Annotated in this window: 11 protein-coding genes; 2 read left to right on the top strand and 9 right to left on the bottom strand. The window is 36.4% G+C overall.

The features are described from left to right. Nucleotides 1-3: 3 nt before the first annotated feature. The 6 genes from REB14_RS13045 to REB14_RS13020 all read right to left on the bottom strand — a co-directional run bounded on the left by REB14_RS13045 (nt 4) and on the right by REB14_RS13020 (nt 5,857). Nucleotides 4-888, bottom strand: coding sequence for a bifunctional 5,10-methylenetetrahydrofolate dehydrogenase/5,10-methenyltetrahydrofolate cyclohydrolase (locus REB14_RS13045; protein WP_034692667.1), 885 nt, complete (start codon nt 886-888; stop codon nt 4-6). A 47-nt stretch (nt 889-935) separates the two neighbouring features. Next, nucleotides 936-2,576, bottom strand: a complete 1,641-nt coding sequence (pgi, locus tag REB14_RS13040; protein ID WP_079243505.1) for a glucose-6-phosphate isomerase — start codon at nt 2,574-2,576, stop codon at nt 936-938. A 207-nt stretch (nt 2,577-2,783) separates the two neighbouring features. Continuing rightward, on the bottom strand, nt 2,784-3,389 hold the full coding sequence (locus tag REB14_RS13035; RefSeq protein ID WP_079243504.1) for a hypothetical protein: 606 nt from the start codon (nt 3,387-3,389) through the stop codon (nt 2,784-2,786). Beyond that, the gene (locus tag REB14_RS13030; protein WP_409993852.1) at nt 3,379-3,813 is read right to left on the bottom strand and encodes an RNA polymerase sigma factor; all 435 of its coding nucleotides are present in this window, start codon (nt 3,811-3,813) and stop codon (nt 3,379-3,381) included. The genes REB14_RS13035 and REB14_RS13030 overlap by 11 nt, the downstream gene beginning before the upstream one ends. A 99-nt stretch (nt 3,814-3,912) precedes the next feature. After that, nucleotides 3,913-4,788, bottom strand: coding sequence for a TraB/GumN family protein (locus REB14_RS13025; protein WP_309522386.1), 876 nt, complete (start codon nt 4,786-4,788; stop codon nt 3,913-3,915). 157 nt (nt 4,789-4,945) lie between these two features. Next, on the bottom strand, nt 4,946-5,857 hold the full coding sequence (locus REB14_RS13020) for a DUF4349 domain-containing protein (RefSeq protein ID WP_309522385.1): 912 nt from the start codon (nt 5,855-5,857) through the stop codon (nt 4,946-4,948). A 210-nt stretch (nt 5,858-6,067) separates the two neighbouring features. Between REB14_RS13020 and REB14_RS13015 the strand changes: the two genes are divergently transcribed. Then, on the top strand, nt 6,068-7,426 hold the full coding sequence (locus REB14_RS13015) for an acyl-CoA dehydrogenase family protein (RefSeq protein WP_309522384.1): 1,359 nt from the start codon (nt 6,068-6,070) through the stop codon (nt 7,424-7,426). A 100-nt stretch (nt 7,427-7,526) separates the two neighbouring features. Here the strand turns inward: REB14_RS13015 and REB14_RS13010 are convergent, their stop codons facing one another. Next, entirely contained in the window at nt 7,527-7,904 is a 378-nt protein-coding gene (locus REB14_RS13010; RefSeq protein WP_034692651.1) for a DoxX family protein, read from the bottom strand. A 153-nt stretch (nt 7,905-8,057) separates the two neighbouring features. On the opposite strand from REB14_RS13010, the gene REB14_RS13005 reads away from it, so the two are divergent. Next, nucleotides 8,058-8,297 carry a bacteriocin-like protein gene (locus tag REB14_RS13005; RefSeq protein ID WP_079243500.1) on the top strand — a complete coding sequence of 80 codons (240 nt, stop codon included), beginning with the start codon at nt 8,058-8,060 and terminating at the stop codon, nt 8,295-8,297. 119 nt (nt 8,298-8,416) lie between these two features. Here the strand turns inward: REB14_RS13005 and REB14_RS13000 are convergent, their stop codons facing one another. Continuing rightward, on the bottom strand, nt 8,417-9,529 hold the full coding sequence (locus REB14_RS13000) for an AI-2E family transporter (protein ID WP_034692644.1): 1,113 nt from the start codon (nt 9,527-9,529) through the stop codon (nt 8,417-8,419). 201 nt (nt 9,530-9,730) lie between these two features. Further along, nucleotides 9,731-12,136: an endopeptidase La gene (gene lon, locus REB14_RS12995; protein WP_309522383.1), complete on the bottom strand. Its 2,406-nt coding sequence runs from the start codon at nt 12,134-12,136 to the stop codon at nt 9,731-9,733. Nucleotides 12,137-12,287: the final 151 nt, after the last annotated feature.

Raw genomic sequence — 12,287 nt, 5'->3', positions numbered from 1 at the left:
AAATTAGTCGTTATAGACCGAAGTTTTATAAGCAATGATGGTGTTTTTCATCAACATCGCTCTTGTCATTGGGCCTACTCCTCCAGGTACCGGAGTGATCCAGCTTGCTTTTGCAGCACAACTATCAAAATCTACATCACCTGCAAGGTAATATCCTTTTGGAGAATCATTGTCTACTCTTGTAATACCTACGTCCACGATTACAGCTCCTTCTTTAATCATATCTCCTTTTAAGAAATGTGGATCTCCCAAAGCAGTAATAACGATGTCTGCTTTTCTTGTATACTCTTCGATGTCTTTCGTATATGAGTGTGTAAGGGTAACAGTGGAATTTCCAGGGAAATCTTTTCTTCCCATCAAAATACTCATTGGTCTTCCTACAATTTTACTTCTTCCGATAATTACACAGTCTTTTCCTTTCGTTTCAATATTATATCTTTCCAATAATGTTAAAATTCCGAAAGGAGTTGCCGGTAAGAAAGTATCCATTTCAAGAGCCATTTTTCCGAAGTTTTCAGGGTGGAAACCATCCACATCTTTTCTTGGGTCAATAGCATTGATGATTTTTTCCTGGTCAATCTGATCTGGTAAAGGCAGCTGAACGATAAATCCGTCTACTGCTTTAGATTTATTAAGCTCGTCAATTTTTTCCAATAATTCAGATTCAGAAACTGTACTTGGAAATTTGATTAAGCTGGATTGAAATCCTACTTCCTCACAGTCTTTCACTTTAGAGTTTACATAGGCCTTGCTAGCTCCATTATTTCCTACAAGAATAGCCACCAAGTGTGGAGCTCTTCTTTTGCTTGCGAGAATCTTTTCTACTTCAACCTTGATCTCTGCTTTAATTTCCTTGGATACTTTAAGTCCGTCAAGAATTTCTGCCATTTTTACTTTTTTACTTTATAGATTTACTTTTACTTTCTTTTTACTTACTATTTGTTTTCCTTATAGTAATTGATCAATCCGTTGGTAGAACTATCATGAGAACTTATTGCTTCATTGTTCTCAAGCTCAGGAAGGATTTTATTGGCTAATACTTTTCCTAATTCCACTCCAAACTGGTCAAAGCTGAAAATATTCCAGATTACACCCTGAACAAAAATTTTGTGTTCATACAGAGCAATCAGCTGACCTAGTGAAAAAGGGGTTAATTCGTTGAATAGTATTGAGTTAGTTGGAGTATTTCCATGGAAGACTTTGAAATTGATCAGTCTGTCTATTTCTTCATCAGATTTGCCTGCATTTCTCAATTCTTCTTCTACTTCTTCTTCCAGTTTTCCGAAGGCAAGTGCTTCAGTCTGAGCGAAAAAGTTCGCTAATAATTTATCCTGATGATCCGAAACTTTGTTTGGGCTTTTTGCATACGCAATAAAGTCTGCCGGAATTAATTCTGTTCCCTGATGGATTAGCTGATAAAATGCGTGCTGACCATTTGTGCCCGGCTCTCCCCAGATGATAGGTCCGGTTTCATATTCTACGAATTCACCGTTTCTGTCTACACATTTTCCGTTACTTTCCATATCTCCCTGCTGAAGATACGCTGCAAATCTGTCCAGATATTGAGAATAAGGTAAGATAGCATAAGTAGTTGCTGCATAGAAATTACGATACCAGATTCCCAAAAGTCCCATTAATACAGGAACATTTTCAGAAAAGTCTGCAGTCTGGAAGTGTTGGTCTGTATCAAAAGCACCTCTTAAAAGCTGCTCAAAGTTCTCATATCCTACAGAAAGTACAATACTTAGTCCGATAGCACTCCAAAGAGAATATCTTCCACCTACCCAGTCCCAGAACTCAAAAATATTTTCTTCTGCGATTCCGAACTTCTTAACTTCTTCAATATTAGTAGATAAAGCAACGAAATGTTTTGCTACATCTTCCTGTTTTCCAGCTTTCAGGAACCAGTCCTTAGCTGAATTGGCATTGGTCATTGTTTCCTGAGTGGTAAACGTCTTGGAAGCAATGATAAATAAAGTAGTTTCAGGATTTAAATCTTTTACTACCTCTGCAATATGATTTCCGTCCACGTTGGAAACAAAGTGAGCGTTTAATCTTGTTTTAAAATGCTTTAAAGCTGAACAAACCATTACAGGACCCAAATCTGATCCTCCAATTCCGATATTGACTACATCTGTAATCTCTTTTCCGCTGAAACCTTTATGCTCTCCTGAAATAATTTTCTCAGAAAAAGACTTCATATGCTCAAGAACTCTCTTGATCTGTGGTTTGATATTTTCTCCATCTACAATAATTTCACGGTCGGAGAAATCTCTTAATGCGGTATGCAGAACGGCTCTTCCTTCTGTTTCATTGATTTTGTCTCCAGAGAACATTCTGGAAATAGCATCTTTTAACTGGCTTTCCTCAGCCAATTGCAATAAAAGATCCTTAGTTCTGGAATCAATCAGGTTTTTAGAATAATCAAAAAGATAGTTGTCCTTTTGTAGAGAAAACTCATTAAAACGGTTCGGGTTATACTGGAAAAGAGTTCTAAGATCAAAGTCATTTCCACCGAAGTGTTCATCAAGTGCTTTCCAGCTGCTAGTTTGTGTTGGATTTATTTTTGATAGCATATTACAGAATTTTTATCGCTCAGAAGATCATGTATCGGATGAGAATAGGTCATAATCCATAATGATTTATTTCTGATTTGCAAATTTACGGAAAAATAAAACCTCTGATAAATTTGAAGAGGATAAATAACGATTTTTTAAAAAAACACAACCTCAGAATAGGTCTGAGGTTGTATAAAATGTGTTTTTGCGATAGTTTTCAGGATATTATTCATCCATTTCATTGAGGATGTTTTCCAATTGTTTTGCGCTGCCTCCATAGATGTATTTTGTCCATAGAACAATGCTGGTTATAAACCCTAATGTTCCTATCAGTACCGCAATGATTAATCCCTGTTGGTGAGAAGCAGAAAGCTCTGGCAAAGACTTTCCTTGCTCTTTCATCGTATTGTAGATAACCAGTCCAATAGTTATAAGTAAATGAGGAAGTAATAAAAATCCGAAAGACTGGTATCGTTCCATATTCAGGCGAAGCTCATGGTATATTTTCCAAAGGCTGTTTTTGGTATTTCCTGTATAAAGTTCTGTCTGTTTGTAGAATTTATAAAACCCAAACAGATAATACGAAGATATAACGACCATCACGATATAGGATACATAATAAATAATGTATTGTGAAGATGGAAATTTAAACTGAAGAGGAAAAAAAGCCATGAGAATAATAGCAATAATCTGCATAGGAAATTCTTTCTTCATATTTTTCTGAATCTTTTCTATAGGATGTTTGCTTTCCTTTAATTGCTGTATTGTATCAGGGATATGGACATCACTGTCTTCTTTATTCCACTGTTCTTTTAATTGATCAAAATTCATAACCTGATTTTTTTATGATTTGCTGTATTTTTTCTTTTGTTCTGTTGAGTTTCACACGAGCATTGCCTTCACTGAGACCTAAATTGTTTCCTATTTCTTTGTGTGACATTCCTTCCATGAAATAAAATATGACGGCTTTTTCCAGAGAGTTCAGCTCCTGGACGGCACTGTAGAAAATTTCCAGCTGCCTGTCCTTTGCAGGGTTGTAATCCTCCTGCTGCACTTCAAAATGAGAAGGAGCATCCGTATGGTTATTAGATCTCTGCTTTTCCTTTTTTAAATAGGTAATGGCAGTATTGATTGCAACCCGATACATCCAGGTGGAGAACTCACTGTTTCCTTTGAAATTCTGATAAGATTTCCAAAGCTGGATGAGAATCTCCTGCTGCAGGTCTTCCCGGTCCTCTACAGAATCTGCATAGATCCGTGAGGCTTTGTATAAAATGCCCTTGTGCTGGTTGACGAGCTTTAAAAAAGCGGTTTCAGTTGGATTGCTCACAATCTTTTCATGGTTTGGTTATTGTTATAAGCTTGATACAGGTTTTACAGTGTAACCTTTTGCTCTCAGGAGATTGATGAGTCCGTTTTCTCCCCAAAGGTGTCCACTTCCTACGGCAAAGAAAGAGCTCTGATTTTTCATCATTTCCGGCATTTTTTCTACCCATTTTTTATTCCTGTCGGTAAGAACGAGCTTTTCCTGTTTATTGTTCATGAATTTTGGATTTTTGATTAGCAAATCCAACTCTTTAAGGTTTTCATTTTTAAATGCTTCTGTCATTTGTTTGGCTGCAACTGCATATTCATCACCTAATTTTAATTGTGAAATTGTTTCTTTCAGATCATATGCCTGGCTTATTGCATTGGTCTGATCGTCAACTTTCTCCAGACCGCTTACACTTTTTTTATTCTGCAAGGCCGTTTTCAGCAGTTCTATTTCATACATTTTCACTTCATTCTGAGGGCAAGGGATTGCTTTTGTGGCAACGAGGGAATATAGTGCTGTTGAGCTATGGGAATCAATGTTTTTCAGCGAGGTTCCATAATTGGCTAATGTTTTATCTAAATCTTTGGCTTCACTGGCTGTTAGCTGTTCAGATATCTTTTTATCAGCAGCCATCATTTTTTGGATTGAAGCCATTTCACTTTGATCCGTATAATTGATTTCCATTACAAAGCTTTCTGACTTGTTGAGTGCATTCCAAACTTTCGGTTTTATTTCAAAATCTTTACTGCATAAGATATGAAAAGTTCCGGTAATGTAAGAAGGCCTGACCAGTCCGTTTCCGGATACTTCCCAAAGCAGGCTGTTTTCTTTTTCATCACTTTTATTTTGGGCATTTGCTGTAATTGAATTCAGTGATAGTAACACTGCAACTCCAAGTTTTATTAAGTTTTCCATAGTATTAATTTTTTTTGATTTTCTGTTCTTTTAAACAGTAGGTAAAGCAGGCATTACAATCGTTACAGTTTTTTTTCAAAAAAAGTAAAAACCTCCTGAAAACAGGAGGCTGTAAAATCTAAAATTATGATGATAACCAATTGGTTAGGATGATTTTTTATTCCTGGTTTTTTGAATACTCAGGTTTTGAAATTTTTCTTCTTCTTAAAAAATAGAGGATTGCAGCAGCAATTAATACAAGAGGCCATACATTGATAAGAGCAACGATAATTCTCTGAATCAGGTAGAATCCGTACACAAATCCGTCTTTTGCGTCATAGATGAAATTGTATTTATACTTATTATCAATACTTGTAGTGTTGGTGACAGCAATTTCTGCAATGCGCAATTGAGGTTCTTTGATGTAAATGTCAATCGTGCTGTATTTCAGATCATCTGTCATATTCATGCTGGAGAGCTTTTGAAGATTTCCTTCAGACATATTTTCGTCATCAAGGGTTACTTTATCTTTATTTGTTTTCAACTTACTGATGTTCTCAGAAGTTTTTTGATTTCTTTTTCCTTCCAGTTCAGAATACTTGATGTTGGCTGTTACATCTTCTGCATTGATCGATCTCGAATTCAGAAATAATTTGTTTGTATTGATAGCTGTTAATAGTTCACCAAGCTTTTCCGTAGGAATACGTACCTGCATTCTGTTCTCTGTCTGATATTTTTTAACCAGCATAGCCTCTTCATTGGATGTGTTGTAGGTGTTTTCAGAAACCACGTTGCTTTGAAGATTACTGTTGGTAACAAAACCTCCAAACTCCTGTACAGACTTTTCAATAGCAATCGTTGCATTATACACATCTTTTACTTCCATATTCACATCTGCAGTCTTGATAAACTGCTTGTCTTTTACTTTCATATCTGCAACAGATGAAATACTATCCGAAACTACAACAGCAGCTGAATCGGTAGTAGCATAGGCTTCAAGATCTTTAGAGGAAACTTCTCCCTTTTTACACGAATAAATTCCTAGTAAAAGAACAGCAGCTAGTGATAATTTAATGTAAGTAGTTTTCATAATGTTGATTTTTAATGTTTTTGCTTTGAGTCAAAGTTCAGTCAGGATCTTTTGTAACGCTTGAAAATCAAAAGTAAAAAGTTTGTAAACGGAATTTTCGGTTTTAATAAGTTGAATTTGAGTGTTTTGTAAAACATACTTGAACCTCAGTCATTGCTTTCGGAGCAATTTTTGCTTATCTTTTACAAACCAAAACTACAATCTATCACTATGTCAAATACTTTTTCCAAAATCAGAAACGCAATAGAATTATTTAGATCCATAGATTTCGATCAGTTGAGCACCATTTCTCAAAAGGTAGATCTGCCAAAACTGATGCAGAATTTCTCAAAACTGGATGATAAACAGCTTTCCGGGCTTATGAAAATGCTTGATCCGGAAAAGAAAAAGAAAGAACTTCCGCCCATTGACGGAGATTTTTATGATATCTACCATACGCTTACTCCGGAACAGCGCGAAATTCAGCTGAAAGTAAGAGCATTCATGGAGAAAGAAGTAAAGCCTCTGGTCAATCATTACTGGCTCAGAGATGAATTTCCTTTTGAACTGATCCCGAAATTTCAAAAACTGGATATTTGTGGCGTGACCTATGAAGGGTATGGCTGTCCGGGAATGCCTTTCCTGATGGAAGGTGTCATTGCTATGGAAATGGCAAGAGTAGATGCTTCTATTGCCACTTTTTTCGGGGTACAATCAGGGTTGGCAATGGGTTCTATTTATATCTGTGGTTCTGAAGAACAAAAGCAGAAATGGCTTCCGCAGATGCAGAAATTTGAAAAAATAGGAGCCTTTGGACTTACAGAGCCGGAAGTTGGATCCGGAGCAGCAGGCGGGCTTACCGTAACCTGTAAAAAGACACCGGAAGGCTGGGTTCTTAATGGTCAGAAAAAATGGATCGGGAATGCTACTTTCGCTGATCTGATTATTATCTGGGCAAGGGATCTGGATAGCGGAGAGGTGAAAGGATTTATTGTAGAAAAAGATAATCCGGGATATTCTGTAGAAAAAATTAAAGGTAAAATGGCGTTAAGAATTGTTCAGAACGGATTGATTACCTTAAAAGACTGTCTCGTTACTGAAGAAAATCGTTTACAGAATGCCAATTCCTTTAAAGATACAGGAAAAGTACTGAGAATGACAAGAGCTGGAGTCGCATGGATGGCCACAGGTTGTGCACGCGGAGCATATGAAAGTGCTTTGGATTATACCCGAAAAAGAGAACAGTTTGGAAGACCCATTGCCTCATTCCAAATGATTCAGGGACATCTGGTTGAAATGTTGTCTAATCTTACCGCTATGCAGACGATGGTTTTCAGACTGTCTGAAATGCAGGATGAAGGAATTTTAAAAGATGAACACGCTTCTTTAGCTAAAGTTTTCTGTACCCTCAGAACAAGAGACATTGTTTCCAGAGCAAGGGAAGTGATGGGCGGGAACGGAATTCTGCTCGAGTATGATGTTGCAAGATTTGTTGCCGATGCAGAAGCCATTTATTCTTACGAAGGAACAAAAGAAATCAACTCGCTCATCGTGGGACGATCGATTACAGGTTTCAGTGCTTTTGTGTAGAAAGTAGGTAGCAGGTAGCAGATAATAGGTTACAGGTAGTGAAAAGCAACAATAGACTTCATCTGAAGTTTACTGGTGCTGCAACCTATTACCTGCTACCTTATGAAACTAAGTGTTTATATTTTTCCTTGTTGTCAATAATCATCCAAAGGTTGATCAGGAACATCACCCCGGCGATACCCATTCCCATAGGAGATTTATCCATTGTGAAAACATGGGTAACAATTCCTACCATGACAGGTAAAATAACAATTGCACCCAATGCTCTTGTTTTTGGGAAAATAAATAATAACCCGCCAATGACCTCTACAATCCCCACTAAAGGCATCAGCCAGCTGATTTCTCCAAAAGCAGCGAAAAGTTTCATTTGTTCAGGAGTAGGTTTTTCCATGGGCATATAGTTAAAAAACTTGTTTAGCCCGGCATTAATAAACATAAGCCCGAAAAGTAAGCATAAGATAAATTTTACTATTTTCATGATTGATGATTTTATATCAAATGTAAAATAAAAATAGGATTCGTTGACTGTGTTTTTGTGAAAAATATATAATTAATGTTAATGATAGGTTAATGTTGAGTTTTGAATAATTTCATTGTTTATATTTGAGAATCAAACTAAACTAATAATATTATGTTGAAAAATCTTAAAAAATTAAACCGTACAAATTTGAGAGAAATCCAGGGAGGAATTGAGAAATGTGATATAGGACCAATAGATTGTCCATGTAAAATTCCTGCAGGTCATCCTTGTATTGGAGGTGGAGGAGGAACTCCGGAACCGGATAAAGGATACTGTCCGGATAGCCAAACTTATATTCTGTGCACAGATACCTGTCCAAATGGAATGAGTCCTTGGTGTGCTGTGTCATAACAATAAAAAAAGACTGTCTTGAAAAAGGCAGTCTTTTTTATTTAAAGTTTAATATGTAAGCATTCAAAGTTAGGATTAGGCCAATTATTACCCTTTGCCTATTACTTATTACTCATACTCTAGTCCATTTCCTTCAAAGTGATATTCTTGGAAATTTTGTAGCTTTTTTTCTTCTTATGAGGTTTGGGCTCTTCTCCGAGCAATCTTCCCCAAGGTTTGAGATCATCTACTCTTTCACAGATGATTTTTATAATTGCAATGGCCGGAATACACAGGAACATTCCTGCAATTCCCCAAAGATGTTCCCCTAAAAGAATTCCGATAAAAGAAAATAAAGCATTGATCTTTACTTTAGAACCCACAACAAATGGAAGGACAATATTACCATCTACAGCATGAATCGCAATATATCCTAAAGCAACATAAATACATGTTGAAGGAGTAGAAGTGGCAAATGCTATAAAACAGGAAATTAAAAGTGAGATAAAGATTCCCAGATACGGAATAACGTTTAGTAATCCTGTTAAAACTCCTAAAAGAATCGCATATTTCACTCCCAGAATCGTAAGGAGAGTGGAAGTAAGAACAGATACGATAATTACCTGAAGAAAGAGTCCGAAGATATATTTCTTGGTCATGATTCGAATCTCATTTACAGCTTCCTGTACACTGGCTTTATGTCTTTCGTTGAAAACAGTAACGATAAAATTATTTAAAAGTCTTCTGTAATTTAAAATAAAGATAAAAAACAGGGTGAAAAATATAATGAAGCCGAAGCCTGTTGAAAAAATCCCAAATGTAAATCCTAAAATGACTCCCGAAGAAGACAGAAGTTTAGTTAATCCTTGGTTAATGTAATCCACCTGTTCATCCACTTTCACATTGAATGTTTTGGAAACCCAATGCTGGAGGCTATTAAAAACAGTGGTAAACTGTTCCTTGAGGTGCGGAAGATCCTTGCTGAAATCAGACAGCTGATTGGTAAAGAAATAAATAATACCGCTTAAAATCATCAGCATAATAAATACTGAAGTCATGGTAGACATAGATCTTGGAAATCTTAGCTTTCTTTCCATAAAAGTGGCTGCAGGCAAAAACAGCATCGCCATAAGGAATGCCAGGAAAAACGGAGCTAAAATACTCTGTCCTAATGCCAGAAGGTAGCCAAGTCCAATGATGGAAACCACCACGAGCGTAAGCTTGACAAGGAAAGGAAGTCTAAGAAAATTCATAATCTAAAAATATGCAGTGTGGAATAAAAATAAGAAAACCCTTCTGAATTGAAAAATTTTTTATTCAATCCTTCAGGATTTTCTTGGATTGTATCAAATTTTATTCCACCCAGCCAGGTTGATTGTGATTTTTTTATCTAAAACAGAAACACGCCCTGAATATCAGAACGTGTTTCTTTATTGAGAAGTTAATATGTTATTTTATTCTTCAATGGCGATGTCAATGACTTCTTCCATTCTGTTAACATAGTGTACTCTCAGATTTTTCAGATAATCTTTTTTGATTTCCTCCACATCTTTTCTGTTAGCCTCACAAAGAATAACATCTTTGATTCCTGCTCTTGTTGCAGCAAGAAGCTTTTCTTTGATTCCCCCTACAGGTAGTACTTTCCCTCTTAATGTAATTTCACCTGTCATTGCCAGGTGAGGTTTTATTTTCTTGTTTTTAAACGAAGAAACCATTGATGTCAGCATGGCAATACCAGCAGACGGTCCGTCTTTGGGCGTTGCTCCTTCAGGAACGTGTACGTGAATGTTTTTCTTATCCAGGTCTTCTTGTGGTATTCCCAGCTCATCATGTTTCGCTTTTATGTATTCCAGTGCAATAGTAGCAGATTCTTTCATTACCGTTCCCAGGTTTCCCGTCATCGTTAATGCCCCTTTACCATTGCTTAAAATACTTTCAATATAAAGGATATCGCCTCCTACACTTGTCCATGCAAGACCGGTTACTACACCTGGAACTCCAGTGATTTCAGATAAGCTTTTAGGTCTTGGAACTCCAAGAATCTCATCTATTTTTTCCACTGAAATTTTTGGATCATATTCTTTTACCAAAGCAGTCTGTAGGGCTACCCATCTTCCAATGGCTGCAATTCTTTTCTCCAGAGTTCTTACACCACTTTCTGAAGTATGTGCTTCTACAATATGCTTAAGTTCTGCATTCCCAAGTTTGAATGATTTGGCATCCAGCCCATTTTCTTCCTGTTGCTTTTTGATCAAATGTCTTTTGGCAATCTCGATTTTTTCCTCCAAAGTATAACCGGCAATCTGAATGATTTCGGTTCTGTCTAAAAGAGGTGTCTGTATGGTTGAAAGTGAATTGGCTGTAGCAATGAACATTACTTTTGAAAGGTCATAGCCCATCTCCAGGAAATTATCATAAAAAGACTTATTTTGTTCAGGATCAAGAACTTCTAAGAGTGCTGAGCTTGGGTCTCCATGAAGACCTTGTCCGATTTTATCAATCTCATCCAGAACAATTACCGGATTTGAAGTGCCTGATTTTTTGATCGACTGTAAAATTCTTCCAGCCATGGCACCGATATACGTTTTTCTATGTCCGCGGATTTCACTCTCGTCATGAAGTCCTCCCAATGATAATCTTACATATTTTCTTCCTAAGGCATCAGCAATAGATTTTCCTAAAGAGGTTTTACCCACGCCTGGAGGTCCTACCAATAATAGAATAGGAGACTTCATGTTGTTTTTTAATTTTAAAACAGCCATGTGCTCCAGAATTCTCTTTTTAATATCTTCCAGTCCGAAGTGTGCTTTGTCAAGTACTTTTTCAGCTTTTGCAATATCAAAAATATCTTTTGTATAAGTTTCCCAAGGTAGATCTGTAAAGAAATCCAGGTAGTTTCTCTGTACGTTATAGTCCGGAGAATTAGGATTCTGACGCTGAAGTCTGCTGATTTCTTTCTGGAAATGGTCTTCTACCTCCTGACTCCATTTTTTTGTTTTAGCCTTAGCAATAAGATCTTCCACATCACTTTCAGGTCCACCGCCCAGTTCTTCCTGGATTGTTCTGATTTGTTGATTCAGGAAGTATTCTCTCTGCTGCTTATCAAGATCTTTTGAGGTTTTCTGATGAATCTGATTTCTCAGTTCCAGTTTTCTGAAATCTTCATGCATCATCTCATAGCACTGATTGGCTCTGATCATCAGGTTTTTCTCTTCAAGAAGTTTTTGTTTTGCAATGGAAGAGAAATTAGCATTCGTGCAGATGAAATTCAGAAGATCATCATTATTGTTAATATTTTTGATCGCGAAATTTGCAGCATTAGGAATATTGGGATCAAGTTCAATGATCTTTAAAGCGAGATCTTTGATGTTCTCCAATAATGCTTCATACTCTTCCTGATCTTTAGGCCGGCTGTCTTTTAATTTTGATATTTCTGCTTTGAAGTAAGGTTTATTATCTATGATTTTTTTAATCTTAAATCTGTGGAAACCTTTAGTGATAGCAGTAATATTACCTTCAGGCAGCTTAATAATCTTAATGATTTTTGCCAGGGTACCGGTAGAATAAATATCTTTTTCGGAAGGTTGTTCCAGATCCGAATTTTTCTGGCTTACAATTCCAATAAAATCTCCGTTCTTCTGTGCCTCTTCAAGAAGCTGGATAGAGGTTTTTCTCCCTGCAGTAATAGGAATTACCACATTAGGGAACATAACCATATTTCTTACGGGAAGTATAGGGAATATTTTCTGTTCGGAATTTTTATCAGTCTCTGCGAAGTCGGAAAGATTGATTTCTTCAGTTACGATATCAAATCCGTCACTGATCATTTCTTCTAAACTAATATCTTCAAATTCTGTCATAGTCAATCGAATGACAAATTGTCATTTTCGTTTTTTATCGTTAAAGGGATTTTTATATAATATACTCTGAAAACGTGCGGCATATTATAATGTTTTAAAAATGCACAATACTTATGCCATTTGTTTTTTACTTAAAAATACGGTCAAAATT

The organism is Chryseobacterium metallicongregator (assembly GCF_031324065.1).
In the GTDB taxonomy this organism is placed as follows: domain Bacteria; phylum Bacteroidota; class Bacteroidia; order Flavobacteriales; family Weeksellaceae; genus Chryseobacterium; species Chryseobacterium metallicongregator.
This window is presented reverse-complemented; position numbering and strand designations above follow the sequence as displayed.